The sequence below is a fragment of the Streptomyces sp. STR69 genome (assembly GCF_024519455.1).
GTDB lineage: Bacteria > Actinomycetota > Actinomycetes > Streptomycetales > Streptomycetaceae > Streptomyces.
Genome location: NZ_JALJRY010000035.1, coordinates 37,982 through 57,971, shown reverse-complemented (window position 1 = coordinate 57,971; position 19,990 = coordinate 37,982). Strand labels below are relative to the sequence as shown.

Sequence of the window (19,990 nt, the reverse complement as noted above, 5' to 3'; positions counted from 1 at the left end):
GAGAGCGGGGATGGTGGTCGGCCCGGGTCGGGGGATGCCCGGGCCGACCGGTCAGAGGCGGCCGGTGAGCATGCCGTGCCAGTACACCGGCGGCAGGCCGTACCGCTTGAACACCCACATCGTGCGCCGCTCCTTGAACGGGTCGAGCAGCGGGAACGAGGGCGTGGGGTTGAGGTCGTAGTCGAACTCGGCGAGCAGCATCCGGTCCCGGGCGGTCACCAGCGGGCAGGACGTGTAGCCGTCGTACCGGTGCGACGGAGCCCGGCCGTTCATGACGTCGAGCAGATTGCCGGCCACGACCGGGGCCTGCTTGCGCACCGCGGCACCGGTCTTCGAGGTGGGCAGGTTCGCCACGTCACCGAGCGCGAAGACATTGTCGTAGGAGGGGTGTTGGAGCGTGTGCTTGTCCGCGGTGACGAACCCCTGGGGGCTTGCCGGGTCGGCGAGCGGGCCCGTCTTGATCCAGTCGGGGGCGCTCTGCGGCGGCACGGCGTGCAGGAGGTCGTAGCCGATGGTCTCCTTCGTGCCGTTCGCGTGGTCGGTGACGGTGACCTCGCGGGCGTCGCCGTCGACTGCGGTCATCTCGGAGCGCAGCCGCACCTCGATCCCGTACCGGGCGGCCACCTTCTCCAGGACCTGTGACCAGGCGGGCACCTTGAACATCGCCGGGTCCGGGATGACGAGGATGATGCGGATGTCGCCGAGAACCTTCTGCCTGCGCCAGTAGTCCGCGGCCAGGTAGGCAATCTTCTGGGGGGCGCCGCCGCACTTCAGGGGCGTGGCAGGGTGAGTGAAGACCGCGGTGCCCGAGCGCATGTTCTTGATCAGCTCCCAGGTGCGCGGGGCGTACTCGGGTGCGTAGTTGCTGCTCACCCGGTCGTGGCCGATCGCCTCGGCCAGGCCCGGCACGCCGCCCCAGTCGAGCTGGAGACCGGGCGCCAACACCAGGTGCTCGTAGGTGAGTTCGTCGCCGCCGGAGAGGGTCACCGTGCGGGCGTCGGGGTCGACGGCCTGGGCGCGCCGGCGGATCCAGCGCACGCCGTCGGGTATCACGGACGCTTCGGGGCGGCGGGTGGCCCGCAGCGGTGCCTGGCCGCCGCCGACCAGGGTCCACAGGGGCTGGTACCAGTGCGTGTCTGACGGTTCGATCAGAGTGATGTCGCTGATGCCGGCGCGGCGCAGGCGGGCGGCGGCGCTGATACCGGCGCTGCCGCCGCCGATGACGGCGACGCGGTGGCGGCCGGAGATCGGGGCGTCGGTGGGGGAGGGTGTGGCGGCCAAGGCGGAGCTCCTTCTCTTCTGGCCCGAATGTCAGGTGTCAGGTGTCAGGTGTCGGTGTGGGGTCAGGCCGCGTGCTCGGCGGGTCCTGCCGCGACCGGACGTCCGGCGCGGGCCCAGGCGGAGGTGCCGCCGGCCACGGAGTAGGCGTCGATGCCGCGGGAGTTCATCCCGTCGGCGGCGGTGCGGCTGCGGTTGCCGCTGGCGCAGATCACGAATACCGGCCGGTCGGAGGGGAGTTCACCGCACCGAGCGGGCACGGTGCGCAGCGGCATCAGCCGCGCGCCCGGTACGTGCCCGGCTGCGTACTCGCCGGCCTCTCGCACATCGACCACGAGCCCACCGTCGCCCCAGGCCGCCGCGAACGTCTCCTGTGTCACTTCACGAGCCACTTCGTTGCCTCCTCAATTACCCCTGGGGGTATCTCTCCAGCGAGAGTAAGGCGGCTGCGAGCAGCCCGTCAAATACCCCCAGGGGTATTTGCCTGTCAGGCAACCCGAGGCTCGGAGGCAGGGTCGGGAGTGCGCCGTGATCCCCGCGATTCGGTCCTGGGCAGCCGGAGGGTCATCCGCGTTCCGCCGCCCGGTCCGGAGTCCGCCGTGACCGTGCCGCCGTGGGCGGTGACCAGCTCCTTGACCACGGCGAGGCCGATGCCGCTGCCGCCGCCCGCGCGGGCGCGGGTGCCGCGCCAGAGGCGGTCGAAGACATGAGGCAGTTCCGCGGTGGGGATGCCCGGCCCGGTGTCGGCCACCTCGACAAGTGCCTCGAAGGGCGTGGCGGAGGTGGTGACCGTGACGGTGTCGCCGGGACGGCAGTGACGGGCGGTGTTGCTCAGCAGATTGCCGAGAGCCTGGTGCAGCCGGTCCGCGTCCGCGCGGACCAGCAGGGGAGTGGGGCCCGGGACGGTGCACACGGTCAGTCCTGCGGTGCGCAGCTCGGCCTCCCGCTCGGCCACGGCGGCGACGGCAAGGGCGGTCAGATCCACCTGGGTCAGGTGCAGGGACAGCCGGGCCGATTCGGCGTCCGCGAGTTCCCCCAGATCGCCGATGATGCGGCCCAGCCGCAGTGTCTGGTCGTGCAGGGAGGCCAGACGCTCGGTCGACGGGTCGGCGTAGCCGTCCCGCAGCTCCTCAAGCCCCGCCTGCAACGAGGCAAGGGGCGTGCGCAGTTCGTGGGCGACATCCGCTGCGAGCCGATGGCGGGCCTGCTCGGCGTGGCTGACGTTGTCGGCCATGGCGTCGAAGGCATGGGCGAGGTCGCCGAGTTCGCCGGGCGCGTCGATGTGGGTCCGTGCGCTGCGGTCCCCGGCGGCCAGCGCACGGGCGGTGGCCGCGACCCGGACCACGGGAGCGGTCAAGCGCCGGGTGACGAACCAGCTCACGGCCAGTGCCAGGGCGACCGCGCCGACGGCGGCCCCGGCCACCCAGCCCCAGGCGACGGACAGGCCCGCCGACCCGGAGCCGGCCGAGAAGACCAGGTGCACGGAACCGACGGTGCGGCCGTCGACCACCACGGGCGCGCTCGCCCCGGGTCCCGATCCGGAGCCCTGCCCGTGATGCCCGCCACCCGAGCCGGACATGCCGTGGTCGTCCTCGGTCCCGGAGCCACCGGACATCATCTCGTCGTCCGCGTTGCGCACCGTGAGCACCGCCCCGACACCAGCGGCGAGGGAGCGCGCGGCCGACAGGTCGGCCGCCGGCCAGCCTCCCGCGGCCCGGTAGGCGTCGGCGGCGGCCATGGCCACCCGGGAGGCGGTGTGCTGACGGTCCGCCTGGTGGGCACTGCTGATCCCGCGGTCGGCACCGACGAGCGCCGCGGCCGTCAGCAGGGCCACGGACGCCAGCGCGACCACGGAGAACGCGGCGAACAAGCGCCTCCCGAGCGGGCCGAGACCGCCGGACGGCCCCCTGCCGACGCCTTCGGGACGGGGCTCACGGGTCACGGGTCCACCCCAGCCGGTAGCCCACGCCCAGCACGGTCACCACGATGCCGGGTCCGGCGTCCCCCAGCTTGTGGCGCAGGTTCTTCACGTGCGAGTCGATCGTCCGCTCGTATCCGGCGAACTCGTAGCCGCGCACCCTGTTGACCAGTTCGTAGCGCGAGTACACCCGCCCCGGCACCGACGCCAGCGTGGTCAGCAGCCCCCATTCGGTGGGCGTCAACTCCATCGCGGAGCCGTCCAGGACCACCTCGTGCCGGGCCTCGTTGATCCGCAGCCGTCCTTCGCCGTACGACACGACGGGTGCCGCCCCCGCCGCCGTACCCCGGGCGCGCTGCAGCACCGCACCCACCCGCAGCACCACCTCAGTGGGACTGAACGGCTTGGTCACGTAGTCATCGGCGCCCAGCCGCAGCCCGTGGATGCGGTCCTCGACGGTTGTACGTGCGGTCAGCACCACCACCGGCACCTGCCCGCGCTCGCGGGCCTCGCGCAGCACCTCGTCACCGTCCACGTCCGGCAGTCCGAGATCAAGCAGCGTCAGATCGATCCCACGCTCCCCCAGCAGCCGCACCGCCTCGGCGCCCGATCCGGTCGTCAATACCCCGTATCCGGCGCGCTCCAGGTAGCGGCGCAGCAGCTCGCGGATCTCCCTCTCGTCCTCGACGACGAGCACTGTGGCTGCCATGTCCCACACTTACGCGCCTCGCGCACGCCCCCGGGAGGGGCCGAACAGCCCAACCCGCCCGCCGGTCGTCTCCATCCCGTCTCCACACGCACCGCACGGCGACTGCATGGCCCGGGGCGACGGTGACGGTGTGGGAACGGGAGACGCTCCCACGGAACCGAGGAGGTTCGCCATGAGGCGCAACATCAAGATCGCGACAGCGGTCACCGCGGGCGCTCTCGTCATCGGCGGCGTGCTGGCGGTGGGCCCGGTGATCGCGGACCCCGGTAGCGGCGGGCCGGTGGCCGGGCAGACCATGTCCCAGAGCATGATGACGGACGCCCAGCACCAGGCGCGTCACCATGGCGGCACCACGAACGGCATTCGGCAGCACGACGGAACCTGCAACGGAGCGGCCCTGGCCGAGCAGGGCACCCTGACGGCCGCTCAGAAGGCCACGCTGGCGAGCATGGCCGATGAGGAGAAGCTCGCGCACGACCTCTACACGGCGTTCGCCGAACGCTACGACGTGCGGGTCTTCGAGCGGATCGCGTCGGCCGAGACCCAGCACCTGACCGCCGTGCGCACCCTGTTGGACCGCTACGACGTGACCGACCCGACCGCCGGAAAGTCGGCCGGTGAGTTCACCGACCCGGGCGTGCAGGCCACCTACGACCGGCTCCTGAAGCAGGGCGAAGACAGCCTGTCCGGAGCCCTGAAGGCGGGCCGCACGGTTGAGACCGACGACATCGCCGCACTGAACAAGGCGCTGTCAGGACTCACCGCCCCGGACACGCGCCAGGTGTACACCAACCTGCTCGCCGCCTCCGAGAGGCACTTGACGGCATTCGAGCACTGGATCGCCGACGAGTAGGACGAGCAACACGAGTAGGACGAGCAAAGGGAGACGGTCCCGGCCTGTACCTGGCCGGGACCGTCGGGTTCGTCGGAGAGTGGAGTGACCCCGAGATTCCGACACCTGGACGCTGGATGTTTCGTCATCCAGGGGAAGTGATCCATGGTGGCAAAGCGAAGGAATTTCCCGGACGAGTTCAAACGGGACGCGGTCGACCTCGTGCGTTCCTCGAAGGACCGCATTCTCACCGACATCGCCCGGGGCCTGGGCATCCATCTGGAAACCCTGCGGAAGTGGGTCCGCGAGGACGCCACCCGGCGTTCCCGGACGCTGGACGGCGGGGGTGATTCCCATATGAGCGCCGGCGAACAAGAGGAACTCAGGCGCCTGCGGCGGGAAAACGCCCGGCTGAAGGAGGACAACGAGATCCTCCGGAAAGCTGCTGCCTATTTCGCACGGGAGACGACACGGTGATCCGCTTCCGTTTCGTCGACGAACACCGGAACGCCCACGGCGTGAAGCGGATGTGCGACGTCCTGGTCTGGGACCGCTCCGGCTACTACACCTGGCACAAGAACAAGGAGACACGACAGCAGCGGGTGGATGAGGAAGAAGAACTGGCGCGACAGATCCGGGAGATCCACACTCCTGCTTGGCGACACGTGGTCCAGCACAATGACTCACCCTGGATATCCCTGTCCCGTGACCCGAATGTCGCTTGGAAATTCAGCGGCAACGGCGAGAAGGGGATTGTCGCTGTGGACCTGTCGCGAGTCAGTTCCGAGAAGCTTGATGCTGCCGCACATCTTCCCACCCCTGACACGTTCTGGGACTTCTCTGTGTCCGGTGCCGAACCTGTCACCAGGTGGAAGGTGTCAAGTGCCCTCACGATCATGGGAGCTGCGAAATGAGAACGCTCGACTGGGGACTCTCGTTCTTCTTGAAATGAATCAACCATGGTTTCGTTGTGCATTCACACCCGGGAATGACCGGGCGGAGAAGGAGGCCCTTTTCGAAGCTCAGGCAGAGGCTTTCGAATCCGGTGCGGAACCGGCCATGCGGGAAGCTGTGAGAGCGGTGAGGGAACTTCATCTGCAACTCTGTTCGCAGGACGACGGCGAGGTGATTGACCCGGTAATGATCCATATCCGTGACGGGGAGGCCAACTTCCGGTACTAGCCCGTCAGGACGCTCTTCGCCCTCCGGGGGTTCGACGGCCCGCTCCCTGATCCCGAAGGATGCCCGCCCGGGCGGAGACCCGGCGGGCACCCTTCCCTGATCACGAGGTGTCTACCGCCTCATCGTGACGTCAGCCCGTTGATGCGCCACAGGCCGTCGTTGGCGGTGTACGCGTCGCCGGATGCCGCCAGGGAGAAGCTGAAGGCGTTGATCCCGAGGAGGTCGGTGACGTGGGACTGCACCCCGGTGACGGGGTTCACCCGCTTCACCTCGTCGCCGACCTGGAAGTAGACCAGGCCGTCGCCGCCGACCGAGATCGACGTGGGTTCGTAGCTCTCGCCGGCCAGTACCCGTGTCGTGCCGGTGGTCACGTTCGTCTGGAGGATGCGGCCCTGGCCCATGTCCGCGGTGTAGGCGAGGCCCGCCCTGTCGAAGGCGAGGCCGTAGGAGAAGCCGAGTCCGGTGGCCACCACGCGGGCCGTCCCGCCGTCCGGGACGGCGACGATCTCCCCGTTGCCGTCCGTGACATAGGTGGTGGTGCCGAAGCGTGCCACACCGAAGAGCGAGGGCAGGCCGGAGGCCAGGGTGCGGCGGCTGCCGGTGGCGAGCGAGACCTGCTGGAGCGTGCCGTCGAAGTTGGTGATGTACGCGTTGCCGCCGGCGACGGCCACTCCGCGGAGGTTGCCCAGACCGGTCGTGACCGTACTGAGCGCCCCGGTGGCCAGGTCGAGCTCGAGCAGGTCGCCGCCCGAGTACGCGAGGTACACAGCGCCGGCGTTGTCGGGGGCGATGGCGACCGGGGAGCCGGCCGCCGGTGCGATCCGCACGCAGTCCGCGGACGGGCACTTGACGTCACCCGTCGCGGCAACTGCCGGAGCGGCGAGGGTCATTGTCGCTCCCGACGCCAGCAACGCGCCGAGGGTCAGTGCCACGCCCAGCGCGCGGCCACGGCTGGTGAGCGAGCGGGTGGGACGGTCGAGCGGGAGTCGGGTCGCGGTCGTAGATCTCGTCATTGAGTCATCCGTTCCTGTCCGTCGACGATCGGTGGGCCCGCGGGATCGCCACGGGCACTGCACCGGACACGTAGCCGGGGTACGGAGAGGTTCACCTCAGGAGCCGCCGGACAGGCCCTGGTCCTGTCCGCCCGAAGGCTTCGGCCAGCTGTCGAGGAGCTGGTCGTCGGTCATGGCGGTCGGGTGCGGTGCCGGTGCAGGATCGAGGCCGAAGCCCACCATCAGCGCCTCCGCGTAGCGGCGCCAGGCGTCCGGAGCCACGTCGTTCGTGCGGTCGGCGACGGCGCCGATCATGTACAGGAACGCGTACACGTCGGCGCTGGCGAAGTCCTCGCGGACCGCGCCCGCCGCCACCGCCCGTGCCACCAGCCCGTCCACGAGCCGGCCGAGCCGGTCACGCGTCCGGGCGGTCGTCCCCTTGGTGAAGTCGGCGTTGGCCAGGACGACTTCGAGAGCGCGGTCCTCGGCCCGCATCCGCGCAGCCTCCAGCAGATAGTGCCGTAGCGCCCCGGCCGGGTCCGGCTGCTCCGCGGCCGTGGCCGCGAGGTGCAGGAACACCGCGAACCGTTCGGTGAACAGGGCGTCGACCAGTGCCTGGAGGTCCGGGAAGCGCCGGTACACCGTGCCGACGCCGAGCCCCGCCTCGCGGGCGATCTCGTTGAGGGGGACGGTGGCCCCGCGTCGGGCGAACAGGCGGTCGGCCGTCGTCATGATCAGGCGGCGGTTTCGTTCCGCGTCCGCGCGCAGCGGGCGTTGTGTCTCGGGGCTCACGCCGGGACATTCTCCGGCATCCTCGCCCCGACCGGCCGGCGCAGGTACCCGACCAGGACGGAGACGCCGGTGACGACGCTCCACAGCAGCCACGAGTAGACACCACCCCGCTCGAAGATCCCGGCCGTGCTCGTGGAGGCGCCCACGAACGCCTCGCTGAGCAGCCCCAGGGTGCCGACCGTGATGCTGAACACGCGGTAGGCGCGCGGCAGTTGGAGGTTCCGCAGCGAGCCCGCGAGGATCGCGATCGTGTTCGCGCAGAGGATGGCGACCGACGCGCCCCCGACGTGCAGCGCCAGGCTGTGGCCCGGGCCGTCCGGGGAGCCGTGGAACAGGCCGACGAGGACGAAGCCCACCGCGTGCGCGGTGGCGAGGGCGATGACGATCAGGCGCGCGCGGCCGGTGAGCAGGGTGGCCGCCAGCAGGACGACACCGGTCGCGAACAGGATTCCCTGGACGACGAACGACGTGTTCATCAGCGTGTGGTCCGGCGAGCAGATGGTGCGGCCCTGGTAGTGCGTGCCGCAGTCGGGGACGCCCAGGTCGCTGATGTAGTTCGTGGCGTAGCTGTACGGCGGTGACGTCCAGGCGATCGCGGAGACCGCCTCGGACAGCACCCATTGCACCGCGTTCAGCAGCAGGACGACTGCCCCTGCCAGGGGAAGCCGGTTCGTGCGTGGCATGGGAACTCCTCTCGACAGGTCTCGTTCGCCACCCTACATTAAGTGGATAGATTCATCCGGTTAGCGGTCGACGGTCATATGGCGAGCGTCACAAAGCGGGGTTCGAACTTCGAGGGCCGCCGTGCATCTAGTCGGCGTCCACTCCATTCCACCGAGGAACAATCAATGTTGGCTTATCTGCCCGGATTCGCCCCCTGGATCGTCGCCGGCGTCCTGACGTCCTTCGACTGGCGCTGGGGCGCGCTCGGCGGTCTCGTCACGGGGCTGCTGATGATGCTGAACGACCGTCGCCGCGGGGTCGGCTTCGACGCCCTGGTCCTGGAGATCAGCACCCTCGCCTATTTCGTGGTGATCGGCGCCGTCGCCCTCGCCAGGCCGGAATCGTCGCTGGCCGACCACACCGACGTCATCTCCTTCGTCTGGCTGGGCGGCACCGCCTGGGGAAGCCTGGTGGTCTGGAGCCCCTTCACGCTGGGGATCGCCAAGCGGCAGACCCCCCGCGAGTACTGGGACACGCCGGGGTTCCTCCAGTTCAACAACTACGTCACCAGCGCCTGGGGAGCCGGCTTCACCTTCATCGCCGTCAGCCTGGCCGTCGCCGGCGCGGTGGACGCCCCGGCGTGGGTCGGCATCACCGCCCATGTCGTCGGGCTCGTCGGTCCCGCGGTCTTCACGAAGGTCTATCCCGCCCGCGTCCAGGCACGGCTCATGGCCCTGGCCCAACAACCGCCGGTGCGGGCCGTCCCGTAGCCCGGCCGGACGGCCGACGACCGTCCCCGTACCGCGACTTCACGACCTCTCGACACCAAGTACTCACCCCCACGAAGGAGTTGGCGCATCGTGAGCACCACACAGGAAGCCGCCACAGCGCGGAACATCGTCCTCGTGCACGGCGGATTCGTCGACGGATCCGGCTGGCGGGGCGTCTACGACGCACTCCGCGCCGACGGCCACCACGTCAGCGTCGTCCAGAACCCCACCCTGTCCCTCGAAGGCGACGTCGCCATGACCAAACGGGTCCTCGACGCCCAGGACGGCCCGACGGTACTCGTCGGACACTCCTACGGCGGCGCCGTGATCTCCGAGGCCGGGAACCACGAGAACGTGTCGGCGCTCGTCTACATCGCGGCCTTCGCGCCCGACAAGGGCGAGTCGGTGAACACCCTCATCGCCGACCCGCCGCCCGGGGCCCCCGTGCCGCCCATCCTGCCGCCCGTCGACGGCTTCCTCTTCCTCGACCGGGAGAAGTTCGCCGCGTCCTTCGCCGGGGACCTGCCCGCCGCCGACGCCCGGTTCCTCGCCGACTCCCAAGTGCCGTGGGGACTGGACGCGTTGGGCGGTGCGGTCACCCGGCCCGCGTGGCGCAGCAAGCCGGCCTTCTACCTGGTCGCCACCGACGACCGCATGATCCCGCCGCCCGCCCAGCGCGCCATGGCCGAGCGCGCCGGTGCCACGGTCGCCGAGACCGGCGGCAGCCACGCCGTGTACGTGTCCAAGCCCGCCGAGGTCGCCGCGTTCATCGGGAAGGCGGCGTCCGGCACCACCGCGTGAGGCCACTCCGCAGGCAGTCGTGGCGGCCGCGGTGCTCAGCGCGGCCGTCGCAACCGCGGCGGCGGACGCCCGGCGGGTGTCCGCCGCCACGGCCAACTCCCGCCCGGACCAACGCGGTTCGGGTGCACGGCTCGACAAGGAAAGCACCGATGACCGACGAGACAACCGTTCCGCTGTATCTCCGGGGCCGCTTCGCCCCGGTCCCCGAGGAGCACACCGCCGCCCAGCTCACCGTGCGCGGCACCCTGCCGCCGGAGCTGGACGGCCGCTATCTGCGCAACGGCCCCAACCCGCTGCCCGGCGAGGACAAGGGTCACTGGTTCACCGGCCCCGGCATGCTGCACGGCATCCGGCTGCGCGACGGCCGCGCCGAGTGGTACCGCAACAGGTGGGTCCGCACCAGGGAGTTGGAGGGCCACCCCTTCGTCCGCGAGGACTTCAGCATCGACCTCGCCGCGACACCCGCCAACACCCATGTGATCCGGCACGCCGACACCGTGCTCGCGCTGTGCGAGGTCGGCCTGCCCTACTGGGTCACTCCGGAGCTGGACACCGTCGGGCCGTACGACTTCGGCGGGAAGCTCACCACCGCGATGACCGCGCACCCCAAGGAGGACCCGGTCACCGGTGAACTCCACCTGTTCGGGACCGGGTTCGCGCCGCCCTACCTCACCTACCACCGGGTCACCCCGGAGGGCGAGCTGCTCGACAGCCGGCCGATCGACGTGCCGGGCCCGACGATGATGCACGACTTCGCCATCACCGAGCACCACATCGTGTGGATGGACCTGCCCGTGGTCTTCGACGCCGGACTCGCCGGGCGCGGCGGCATGCCGTACCAGTGGGCCGAGGCGTACGGCGCCCGGATCGGGATCATGTCGCGCGAGCCCGGCAGCACCGAGGTGCGCTGGTTCGACGTCGACCCCTGCTACGTCTTCCATGTGGGCAACGCCTATGAGGACCCGCAGGGCCGGGTGGTGCTGGACGCGGTGCGCTACGACGACGCCGGGTTCCGGAAGGTCTGGGGCGACATCGGCGGGCCCACCGGTTCGGGCGCCCCCGGCGTGCCGAGCGGGCGGGTCGGGGTGCGGGAACCGGGCCACACCCAGGCGCCGTCCGTGCTGTACCGGTGGATCCTGGACCCGGTGGCCGGCCGGGTCTTCGAGTCCCAACTCGACGACCGCGAAGCCGAGTTCCCCACCCACAACGAGACCCTCACCGGGCGCCCGAACCGCTACCTCTACACGGTCAACGGCGACGGCATCGCCAAGCACGACCTCGCGCGCCAGACCGATGACGTCCATAAGACGCCCGGCAGCCGCTACTCCGGCGAAGCCGTCTTCGTCCCCGCGGCCGACGGCACCGCCGAGGACGAGGGCTGGCTCCTGTCGCTCCTCTCGGACGACGACGGAGCGGCGGGCGAACTCCTCGTCCTCGACGCCGCGGACCTCTCGGTGCAGGCGGTCGTGGAACTGCCGTACCCGGTTCCGTCCGGCTTCCACGGCAGCTGGCTGCCCGAGCCCGGCACCCGGTCCGAGGACTGAGAACGCCCTTGCCGGGGAGCCGCTCCGGCGTATCTTCCTCGGCAGGGGCCCCTCGACCCGATGCACGAGGTCCCTGGCAGCACTCCGTTCGCGATGCGTCGTCATGGAGGCTTCGGATTCATGGTGCCCCTCAACCACCCCACGGACGAGGAACTCACCCGCAGGGCCCAGGCGGGCGACTCCGGCGCCCTGGGACTCTTGCTGACACGCCATCAGGCGCCCATGCGCGCGGTCGCGTTGAGCCTGCTCGGCTACGGCCCCGACGCCGAGGACGCCGTACAGGATGCCGCCCTGACCGCGCTCCGGCGCATCGGTGACGTACGGGAGCCCGCGGCCGTGGGGGCGTGGCTGCGGGCGATCGTGCGGAACTCCGCGCGGATGCGGCTCAGGGCCAACCGGGAGTTGCCCGGCCTCGACGGGCTGGAGCAGCTGCGGTCGCGTGACGACGGGCCGTCGCATCCCGAGCGGCTGATCGAGCAGCACGCGATGCGGGACTGGATCTGGGACGCGGTGGAGGAACTGCCGCAGCAGCAGCGGCTGGTGCTGATGCTGCGGCACTTCAGCGGGATCACCTCGTACCAGGAGATCGCCGAGGCCTGCGAGGTGCCGGTCGGCACCGTGCGCAGCCGGCTCAACCAGGCCAGGGCGAAGATGGCCAAGGTGCTGCTGTCCACCCGGACGCAGGGCCACGAGGACGCCGCCGCGATCACCGAGGACAGCCGGCAGGAGGCCGAGGTCACGCTGGACGGTGCCATGCGCGGTCAACTGCCCGGTGAGATCCTGGAGTTGTGGCCGGCGGAGACCGAACTGGTCGGCGTCCTCAACAAGGAGGGCGGACGCGTCCATCCCTTCCCGGCCATGCGGGAGACCCGGACCAAGGGCGTGACCCAGCATCTGCGCCATGTCGTGGCCAGCCGCGACATCGCCATCTGGGAGATGGAGGCCGTCAACCCCGCCGGCATCTCCAACCCCTGCCCGCCCAGCCTCGCCTGGCTGATGTTCCGGCAGGACGGGCGGGTGCGGAAGCTCCGGGTGGTCTTCCCGGGGACCCCGTCAGGCGGAGCGCAGCAGCTCTCGTAGCGCCGCCGTGTCGATGACCCGGGCGCGGGACGGGAACACCTTCTCGACCAGCACCCGGTGGGTCTCGGCGTCCGGGTCGGCGACGCCGTCGGACAGGACGAGGACGCGGTAGTCGCGGTCGGCGGCGTCCATGACGGTGGACAGGACGACACCGCTGGTGCTGATCCCGGCGAGCACCAGGGTGTCGATGCCCCGCTCGCCCAGCTGCTGGTGGAGATCGGTCGTGGAGCCGGAGCCGTAGCGGATCTTGCGGACGACGACGTCGCCGTCCTCGGGGGCGAGCCGCTCGTCGATCTGGGTCGAAACGTCCTCGTGGTGCAGCATCTTCGCCCCGGCGACCGCGCTGAAGGACGCGCTGTGCTCGGGGACCGCCGCCCAGTCGTCCTCGGTGAAGGCGACGCGGACGTAGCCGATGGTGCCGCCGGCCGCGCGGACGTCGGCGATGGAGCCCTTGACCCGCTGGACGAGCGCGTCGGAGTCGGGGGCGATCGGGACGATCCCGTTCTGGAAGTCCATGACCAGCAGGGCGGTGCGCTCGGGGTCGATTGTGGGGAGGGGGGTGGTGCTCACGCGAGGTTCTCCTTGGTGGGGTTTTCCGTATGTGCGGGGGAGTCGGTCGTGTCGCGGCCCATCAGCCGGCGGTCCAGTACGGTCAGCAGGAGGACCACGACGCCCGCCCCGACCAGCACGAGGCCGAGGATGTGCAGACCGTGGTCGCTCGCGCCGTCGCGGAAGACGATCCCGCCGATCACGGCGGACGTGATCGTCCCGAGGTAGCCGAAGGTCCGGAACAGCCCGGAGGCGGTGCCGATCTGGTCCGGCGGCGCGGCGAGGTACAGGGCGGTCTGGTTGCCCACGGTGGTGGTGGCCGAGGTGACGCCGAAGATCAGCGAGACCAGCACGAGCGCGATCGCCGGGCTGTCCGAGGTGAGCAGCATGATCCCGGCCGAGCCGATCAGCATGGTCACCGCCGAGACGATCAGCGGGCCGCGCACCAGATTGCGGCTGGCCAGCGGGCGCGAGAGCAGCGCGGAGACGGCGCCCATCGGCAGCAGCAGGAGTCCCGCCGTGACGGTGGAGTATCCGTGCGCGGCCTCCATCCACTGCGTCATGCCGTACATCACGGAGTAGGTGCCGAGCAGGGTGAGCCCCTGGCGCAGATAGGTGCGGGTGAGGGCGCCGTTGGCGGCGAGGCCGCGGAAGTCGAAGAACGGCGTGGTCCTGCGCAGTTCCCAGCGGACGGTGGGTACGGCGGCCAGGACGAAGACGGCGAGGGCGGGCCGGTCGAGCCGGGGGAGGTTCATCAGGAAGACGACCAGCGCGCTCATCGTCACGGCGAAACCGAGGATGCCGGGCAGGTCGATCCGGTCGGCGACCGTGCGGAAACGCCGGTCCGCGCGGTCGAGCACGGGGTCCTTGGGCAGCCAGCGCACCGCCATCACCATCGCCATCGCGGTGACCGGGATGTTGATCAGGAACGCCCAGCGCCAGCCGGCCGCGCCGACCAGCAGTCCGCCGATCGGCGGGCCGACGGCGGCCGTGGCCATGCCCGCGATCGCGATCCCGCCGAGCACTCCGCCCGGCGGGGCGTCGAGACCGGCGTCCTGGGCTCGGCGCCGGATCAGCACCATCGCGCAGGGGAACGCGGCCGAGGTGCCGATGCCCACCAGGACCCGGGCGACGGTCAGCATCGCCAGGTTCTGGCCGAGGCCCCCGACGACACCGCCGAGCAGCACCAGCACGATCCCGGCCAGGAAGATCCGGCGCGCTCCGAGCACCTCCGCCAGCTTGCCGGCGGTGGGCTGCGCGATGGCGCTGGCCAGATAGAGCGAGGAGACCAGTACGGCGGTGCTGCCGACCGGGACATGCAGCTCGGTGGCGATCGGCACCAGGGCCGTCGCGATGATGGAGCTGTTGACCGGGTTGAGGCTCGCGCCCACATAGAGCGGGGTCGTGAAGGTCCAGGTGAAGGGCTTGCGCGCGAGGTCGCGGGCCGCGGCGACGGCTTTGGCGGCGTCGGTCCTCATATGCGGCCGTCGTCCAGCTCGGCCCCGGCGAGGCGCTCCAGCAGCTCGATGGCCTTGTCGACGTCCTTCCGCTCCTTTGGGGCGACGAGCTGATCGATGGCCCTGGCCAGGAAGGTGGCGCGGCCCCTGAGCAGCTTGTCGATCAGCTCGGCGGCGGACGGGTCGGCGCTCATCAGCTTCTTGCGGCCGTCCCGCGCGTCGGGCTCGCTGTGCACCAGCCCGGCGGCCTTCAGTACGGCGAGACTCTGCGCGATGGACTGCGCGCTGACCCGCTCCAGCGCGGCCAGCCGCGCCGCCGTGACGGGTCCTTCCCGTACGACGCTCCCCAGCACGGCGAGCTGGGTGGGCGTGAGACCGGTCGCGTGCTGCCCCGACTCGGTGCGCAGCCGTGCCCGCAGCCGGATGATCGCGTCGCTGAGCCGTTGCGCGGTGGCGACCGTCGGCGGCGGCCCGGGGTTCGTGTTCATGACCCCACCGTAAAACTACACAAGTAACTTTGCCAAGTTGCTTGTGTAGTTTTCGCCGTCTCCTGACTCACACCCCCGCACTGCCCGGAAGAGGCGTACGGGCGGGCCGTTCGGCCAGCACGTCGAGGATGTTGTCGACGGCCAGGTCGACCATCGCGGCCCGGGTCGCCTCGGTGGCCGATCCGATGTGGGGGAGCGCGATCACGTTCGGCTCGGCGACCAGCGGGGACAACTCCCGTCCCATCGGCTCGCGTTCGAAGACATCGAGCCCGGCGGAGTGCAGGCGTCCCGCACGGACCGCGTCGAGCAGCGCCTCCTCGTCCACGACCCCGCCGCGCGAGGTGCTGACCAGCGTGGCCGTGGGCTTCATCGCGGCCAGCTCACGGGCCGAGATCAGATGGCGGGTCTCCTCGGTGAGCGGTACGTGCAACGACACGACGTCGGCCTCGGCCAGCAGCGCGGCCAGGCCGACCGAGGTCGACAGGTCGTCGTCCGGGGCGTACGGGTCGTGGTGGATCACCCGCATCCCGAAACCGTGCGCCCGGCGGGCCACCGCGCGGCCGATCTGGCCGTAGCCGATCAGGCCGAGGGTGGCGCCGTGGACGTCCAGGCCGAGGTAGTCGTGCATGCGGAACAGTCCCCAGGAACCGTCCGCGAGGCTCGCCCCGGCCGCGCCGAGCCTGCGGCGGGCGGCGAGGATCAGCGCGAAGGTGAGGTCGGCGGTGGTCTCCGCGAGCACGCGGGGCGTGTGTGTGACGACGATGCCGCGCTCGGCGGCGGCGGCCCGGTCCACGTTGTCGAAGCCCATGCTGGCCAGCGCGATCACGCGCAGCGAGGGGCCGGCCGCGTCCATCAGGGCGCCGTCGACCGGGTCGTTGCCGAGGGCCAGTACACCGCTCACCCCGGGGGCGAGTTCGGCGAGTTCGGCGGGTCCGGGCTTGCCTGCACCGGGCCAGGTCACCAGTTCCGCGCTCCCGGAGAGGCGGTCCAGACCTCGGCCGGGCAGGTTTTCACGGGTGGCGAGGACACGCTTCTTCATGTGCTTCTCCAGTGACGAGCCGTGTATTACCGACCGGGCGAACGATTTCGAAGTGGTTGCCAAGAGGTTTCGAAGAAAGCTAGCCCCGGCGGTCACCGGAAACAAATAACGGATTCGTGTGACGCTATTGGTCGTCCTTATTCCTGTCGCTGTCGATCAGCTCCAGGAACAGATCGTGCACGGCCAGCGCGGGTTCCGAGAGCGGCTGATTGTCCGAGGTCACCACGGACAGTTTGACCGTGGTGACGGGTTCCACGATCCGCCGTACGGACAGGGCCCGGACATCGAGAATGGCGCGCGCGGCCGACCATGGCAGGACCGTCGCGCCGAGGCCCGCGTCCACCGCGTTGACGAGGGTCAGCGCCGACTCCACCTCGCCCACCACGTTCAGCCGGAGCGACGCCTGCTGGAAGGCCGCGTCCACCACCTGCCGGATCGTGTGGATCCGGCTGGGCAACAGCAGCGGCAGGCTCGCCAGTTCCGCGAGCCGCACCTCGCCCTGCCCCGGGGGCGCCGTGTCACCGGGGCACTCGATCAGGAAGAGGTCCTCGGTGCGGACGGGCTCGAACTGCACACCCCGCAGCGGCCCGGCGCCGTAGATGAACGCCATGTCCATCCGGCCGGTCATGATCGCCTCGCTGATCACCCCGCCGAAGTTCTCGTTGATGTGCAGCAGGATGTCCGGGTAGCGCTCGCGCACGCTCTTGAGCAGCGGCAGCGCGAGGGCCGCGCCCAGGCTGTACGGCGCGAGGCCCACCGACACGCTGCCCGCGGGGGCCCGGCCCGAGACGTCCACGGCGGCCTGCGCGAGGTCCACCTGCCGCAGGATGAGCTGGGCGTGCCGGTACAGCGCCCGGCCCGCCTCGGTCGGGGCGACCCCGCGTTTGCTGCGGATCAGTAGCTGCTGCCCGAACTGCGCCTCAAGGGCGGACAGTTGCTGGCTCAGCGCCGGCTGGGCGATGTGCAGGATGTCGGCCGCGCGCGTGATGCTCCCCGCGTCGATGATCTTGATGAACGAGTAGAGACGTCTGGTGTCCATGCGCGGGCCTTCCGGGTGGAGCGAAGCCTCATCGTAGGGAGGGATCACCCCGAAGCACAGCCCCGGCGAGTGGCGGGTGTGAGGGGAGTCATAGCGGTTCGCGATAACGCCAGACCGAACGGATATTGGCGATCACGCGACCGGCGGAATAAGTTGAGCCGAACATCCAGGGCATCCCCATACCGGAATTACCCTCCCCGCAGAATTCCCTTCCCCGGAGTTCCGCATTCCCGAATTCCCGCATTCTCTCCCGGAGGACGTCATGACCCCCATGGTTGATCTCGTCGCCGATCTCGGCGAGGGGTTCGGCGCCTACACAATGGGCGACGACGCGGCCCTTCTGGAGATGCTGACCTCCGCCAATGTTGCCTGCGGATTCCACGCCGGCGATCCCCGCATCATGGACGCGACCGTGCGGACCTGTGTGGAGAAGCAGGTCGCCGTGGGCGCCCACCCCAGCTTCCCCGACCTGGTCGGCTTCGGCCGCCGCGCGATGGACCTCACCCCGGACGAGGTCCGCACCGACGTGCTCTACCAGATCGGCGCCCTCCAGGCCTTCGCCGTCGCCCACGGCACCCGGGTGCACCACATCGCCCCGCACGGCCGCCTCGGCAACCTGGTCGCCGTACGCGCCGACTACGCCCGCGCCGTCGTGGACGCCGTGGCCGCCCTGGACGAGTCCCTGATCGTCCTCGCGCAGGACGGCGAACTCGCCGACGCGGCCCGCGCCCGCGGCCTGCGGGTCGGCATCGTGGGCATCGCCGACCGCGCCTACCGCGCCGACGGAACGCTCGTCCCGCGCTCCGAGCCCGGCTCGGTGATCCACGACCCGGACGAGGTCGCCCGCCGCACCCTGCGCATGGTCACCGAGGGCGCCATCCGCAGCGTCGACGGCACGGACGTCCAAGTCGCCTGCGACACCGTCCTGTTGCACGGCGACAGCCCCGGCGCGATCGCCCTGGCCGGCCGCATCCGCGAGCAACTCCTCACCGCCGGCGTCGAGATCACCTCGCTCGACAAGGTCCTCAGCGGCAAGGACGCCTGATGAGTGCCAACGTCACCATCACCGACTGCGGCGACTCCGCCCTCGTCGCCAAGGCCGTCGGCCTGGACGCCGAACCCGCCTGGCGGCTGGTCCACGCCCTCGCCGACGCCCTGAACGCCGTCCAACTCACCGGTGTCCACGACGTGGTGCCCACCTACGACGCCCTGCTCGTCGAATTCGACTGCGCCACCACCGACCACGCCACCGTCCGCCGCGTCCTGGCCCACGAGGCGACCCGCCTCGGCCCGCACCCCGAGCCGACGACACCCCGGCGCCGCTTCGTCGTCCCCGTCGTCTACGGCGGCGAGTACGGACCGGACCTGCCGGAGGTCGCCGCCCAACTCGGCCTGTCCGAGGGCGAGATCATCGCCCTGCACTCCGGAACCGACCTCACCGTGCGCTGCCTCGGCGCACCCGCCGGAGCCCCGATGACGGACGGCCCGCCCTTCCCGAAACCGGTACCGCGCCTCGCGTCGCCCCGCACCCGCGTCGACGCCGGCTCGGTCGCGGTCGCCGGTCGGCAGGCGGTCATCTGCCCGATGCCGTCGCCCGGCGGCTGGCCGCTCCTGGGCCGCACCCCCGTGCGTGTCCTCGACCTGCACAGCGACCCGATCACCGCGTACCGCCCCGGCGACACCTTCCGCTTCCGGCCCATCGAACCCCAACAGTGGGACGAATACACGGACTTGACCCTGGCGGACTTGGCGGACTCGGCGGTCGGCCATGGCTGACACCCTCACCGTCCGCACCGCCGGCCTCGTCACCGTGCAGGACCTCGGCCGCGTCGGCCGCTCCCGCTACGGCCTGCCCTCCAACGGTGCCGCCGACCAGCACTCGGCGCGCGTCGCCAACGTCCTGTGCGGCAACGACGACCGCGCCCCGCTGCTGGAGATCACCGCCCTCGACTTCGCGTGCGTCCCCTCCGGCGACATCCTGATCGCCGTGACGGGCGCCCCTGCCCACGTCACCGTCGAGGGTGTCGTACGGCCGCAGTGGGAACCGGTCCCGGTCCGGGCCGGCGAAACGGTCAGGGTCACCGGCATCCACCGCGGCCTCCGCGTCTACCTGGCCGTACTCGGCTCGTTCGAGGCGGAGCGCCTCCAGGGCAGCTGCGCCCCCGACACGATCCTGGGCTTCGGCCCGCCTCTCCGCGCGGGCGACGAACTCGCCCTGCGCACGGCCTGCCCGCCCATGGACCACCCCTTCTCGCGGATCCCGCTCTTCCGCCTGAACGCACCCGTCCCCCCGTTCCCCACCAGCTGGACCATCGACGTCACCGACGGCCCCGACCGGGCCGAGTTCGGCGACACGGGCCGACGCCTGTTCGACGCCCCCTTCACGGTCACCCCGCGAAGCAACCACATCGGTCTGCGTCTGCAAGGCGTGGTGCCCCGCCGCGTCACCAAGGGCGAGGTGCTCTCCCGAGGCGTCCCCATCGGGGCCGTGGAGGTACCCGCCGGCGACGAACTCCTCGTACTCCACCGCGGTCGCGGTGTCACGGCCGGCTACCCCGTCCTCGCCGTCGTCACCGCCACCGGCCTGTCCGCCCTCGGCCAGGTCCGCCCCGGCCAGACCATCCGCTTCCGCCACCGCACCCTCGACCAGGCGATCACCGCCCACCGCGCCCAACGCCACGCGATAGACGCCCTGAGAACGAGGGTCCACACAGCTTTCGAGGCCCTACGCATCCAACACGGGCCAGCCCTGAAGGGGCGCGGGGAACTGCGCACCCAGCCCCCACCGACCCGCATATCGCACTGAACCGCAACTGACGCCCACAAACTCCACCCGCACCAGGCCCCACCGCTCAAC

The 19,990-nt window shown here is 70.8% G+C and carries 22 protein-coding genes; 10 read left to right on the top strand and 12 right to left on the bottom strand.

What is annotated here, in order from left to right; translation table 11 throughout:
- Positions 1-51: 51 nt before the first annotated feature.
- From OC490_RS41955 to OC490_RS41940, 4 genes are all read right to left on the bottom strand, one after another.
- Positions 52-1,281, bottom strand: coding sequence for an FAD/NAD(P)-binding oxidoreductase (locus OC490_RS41955; protein ID WP_262063314.1), 1,230 nt, complete (start codon positions 1,279-1,281; stop codon positions 52-54).
- 62 nt (positions 1,282-1,343) lie between these two features.
- Positions 1,344-1,670, bottom strand: a complete 327-nt coding sequence (locus tag OC490_RS41950; protein ID WP_262063313.1) for a rhodanese-like domain-containing protein — start codon at positions 1,668-1,670, stop codon at positions 1,344-1,346.
- 95 nt (positions 1,671-1,765) lie between these two features.
- On the bottom strand, positions 1,766-3,220 hold the full coding sequence (locus OC490_RS41945; protein WP_262063312.1) for a sensor histidine kinase: 1,455 nt from the start codon (positions 3,218-3,220) through the stop codon (positions 1,766-1,768).
- A complete protein-coding gene (locus OC490_RS41940; RefSeq protein ID WP_262063311.1) occupies positions 3,210-3,905 on the bottom strand; it encodes a response regulator transcription factor in 696 nt (231 codons plus the stop codon). The genes OC490_RS41945 and OC490_RS41940 overlap by 11 nt, the downstream gene beginning before the upstream one ends.
- A 172-nt stretch (positions 3,906-4,077) precedes the next feature.
- On the opposite strand from OC490_RS41940, the gene OC490_RS41935 reads away from it, so the two are divergent.
- The 3 genes from OC490_RS41935 to OC490_RS41925 all read left to right on the top strand — a co-directional run bounded on the left by OC490_RS41935 (position 4,078) and on the right by OC490_RS41925 (position 5,651).
- On the top strand, positions 4,078-4,758 hold the full coding sequence (locus tag OC490_RS41935) for a ferritin-like domain-containing protein (protein WP_262063310.1): 681 nt from the start codon (positions 4,078-4,080) through the stop codon (positions 4,756-4,758).
- A 144-nt stretch (positions 4,759-4,902) separates the two neighbouring features.
- Positions 4,903-5,214 carry a transposase gene (locus OC490_RS41930; protein ID WP_262063309.1) on the top strand — a complete coding sequence of 104 codons (312 nt, stop codon included), beginning with the start codon at positions 4,903-4,905 and terminating at the stop codon, positions 5,212-5,214.
- Complete coding sequence (locus OC490_RS41925) at positions 5,211-5,651, top strand: hypothetical protein (protein WP_262063308.1); 441 nt, start codon at positions 5,211-5,213, stop codon at positions 5,649-5,651. Before OC490_RS41930 ends, OC490_RS41925 begins: the two co-directional genes overlap by 4 nt.
- A gap of 387 nt (positions 5,652-6,038) precedes the next feature.
- Here the strand turns inward: OC490_RS41925 and OC490_RS41920 are convergent, their stop codons facing one another.
- The 3 genes from OC490_RS41920 to OC490_RS41910 all read right to left on the bottom strand — a co-directional run bounded on the left by OC490_RS41920 (position 6,039) and on the right by OC490_RS41910 (position 8,386).
- The gene (locus OC490_RS41920) at positions 6,039-6,932 is read right to left on the bottom strand and encodes a hypothetical protein (RefSeq protein WP_262063307.1); all 894 of its coding nucleotides are present in this window, start codon (positions 6,930-6,932) and stop codon (positions 6,039-6,041) included.
- Between the two features lie 96 nt (positions 6,933-7,028).
- Positions 7,029-7,703 carry a TetR/AcrR family transcriptional regulator gene (locus OC490_RS41915; protein WP_262063306.1) on the bottom strand — a complete coding sequence of 225 codons (675 nt, stop codon included), beginning with the start codon at positions 7,701-7,703 and terminating at the stop codon, positions 7,029-7,031.
- Positions 7,700-8,386 (bottom strand): DUF998 domain-containing protein, encoded by a 687-nt coding sequence (locus OC490_RS41910; RefSeq protein WP_262063305.1) that lies wholly within the window; start codon positions 8,384-8,386, stop codon positions 7,700-7,702. Before OC490_RS41910 ends, OC490_RS41915 begins: the two co-directional genes overlap by 4 nt.
- A gap of 165 nt (positions 8,387-8,551) precedes the next feature.
- Here OC490_RS41910 and OC490_RS41905 point away from each other — a divergent pair, with 165 nt between their 5' ends.
- The 4 genes from OC490_RS41905 (at position 8,552) to OC490_RS41890 (ending at position 12,561) form a co-directional block, all read left to right on the top strand.
- Positions 8,552-9,136 carry a hypothetical protein gene (locus OC490_RS41905; protein ID WP_262063304.1) on the top strand — a complete coding sequence of 195 codons (585 nt, stop codon included), beginning with the start codon at positions 8,552-8,554 and terminating at the stop codon, positions 9,134-9,136.
- 90 nt (positions 9,137-9,226) lie between these two features.
- Positions 9,227-9,937 (top strand): alpha/beta fold hydrolase, encoded by a 711-nt coding sequence (locus OC490_RS41900; RefSeq protein WP_262063303.1) that lies wholly within the window; start codon positions 9,227-9,229, stop codon positions 9,935-9,937.
- A gap of 149 nt (positions 9,938-10,086) precedes the next feature.
- Positions 10,087-11,481, top strand: coding sequence for a carotenoid oxygenase family protein (locus tag OC490_RS41895; RefSeq protein ID WP_262063302.1), 1,395 nt, complete (start codon positions 10,087-10,089; stop codon positions 11,479-11,481).
- A gap of 120 nt (positions 11,482-11,601) precedes the next feature.
- A complete protein-coding gene (locus OC490_RS41890) occupies positions 11,602-12,561 on the top strand; it encodes an RNA polymerase sigma factor (protein WP_262063301.1) in 960 nt (319 codons plus the stop codon).
- Here the strand turns inward: OC490_RS41890 and OC490_RS41885 are convergent.
- The 5 genes from OC490_RS41885 to nac all read right to left on the bottom strand — a co-directional run bounded on the left by OC490_RS41885 (position 12,535) and on the right by nac (position 17,133).
- Positions 12,535-13,131 carry a cysteine hydrolase family protein gene (locus OC490_RS41885; RefSeq protein WP_262063300.1) on the bottom strand — a complete coding sequence of 199 codons (597 nt, stop codon included), beginning with the start codon at positions 13,129-13,131 and terminating at the stop codon, positions 12,535-12,537. The two genes, OC490_RS41890 and OC490_RS41885, sit on opposite strands and share 27 nt — an antisense overlap.
- Positions 13,128-14,588: an MFS transporter gene (locus tag OC490_RS41880; protein ID WP_262063299.1), complete on the bottom strand. Its 1,461-nt coding sequence runs from the start codon at positions 14,586-14,588 to the stop codon at positions 13,128-13,130. The genes OC490_RS41885 and OC490_RS41880 overlap by 4 nt, the downstream gene beginning before the upstream one ends.
- Complete coding sequence (locus tag OC490_RS41875; RefSeq protein ID WP_262063298.1) at positions 14,585-15,055, bottom strand: MarR family winged helix-turn-helix transcriptional regulator; 471 nt, start codon at positions 15,053-15,055, stop codon at positions 14,585-14,587. Before OC490_RS41875 ends, OC490_RS41880 begins: the two co-directional genes overlap by 4 nt.
- A 67-nt stretch (positions 15,056-15,122) precedes the next feature.
- The gene (locus tag OC490_RS41870; RefSeq protein ID WP_262063297.1) at positions 15,123-16,094 is read right to left on the bottom strand and encodes a 2-hydroxyacid dehydrogenase; all 972 of its coding nucleotides are present in this window, start codon (positions 16,092-16,094) and stop codon (positions 15,123-15,125) included.
- 124 nt (positions 16,095-16,218) lie between these two features.
- Positions 16,219-17,133, bottom strand: a complete 915-nt coding sequence (gene nac, locus OC490_RS41865; RefSeq protein WP_262063296.1) for a nitrogen assimilation transcriptional regulator NAC — start codon at positions 17,131-17,133, stop codon at positions 16,219-16,221.
- 262 nt (positions 17,134-17,395) lie between these two features.
- On the opposite strand from nac, the gene OC490_RS41860 reads away from it, so the two are divergent.
- The 3 genes from OC490_RS41860 to OC490_RS41850 are packed head-to-tail and all read left to right on the top strand — an operon-like array spanning position 17,396 to position 19,939.
- Positions 17,396-18,178, top strand: a complete 783-nt coding sequence (locus tag OC490_RS41860; RefSeq protein ID WP_262063295.1) for a LamB/YcsF family protein — start codon at positions 17,396-17,398, stop codon at positions 18,176-18,178.
- Positions 18,178-18,909, top strand: a complete 732-nt coding sequence (locus OC490_RS41855) for a 5-oxoprolinase subunit B family protein (RefSeq protein ID WP_262063294.1) — start codon at positions 18,178-18,180, stop codon at positions 18,907-18,909. Before OC490_RS41860 ends, OC490_RS41855 begins: the two co-directional genes overlap by 1 nt.
- On the top strand, positions 18,902-19,939 hold the full coding sequence (locus OC490_RS41850) for a biotin-dependent carboxyltransferase family protein (protein WP_262063293.1): 1,038 nt from the start codon (positions 18,902-18,904) through the stop codon (positions 19,937-19,939). Before OC490_RS41855 ends, OC490_RS41850 begins: the two co-directional genes overlap by 8 nt.
- Positions 19,940-19,990: the final 51 nt, after the last annotated feature.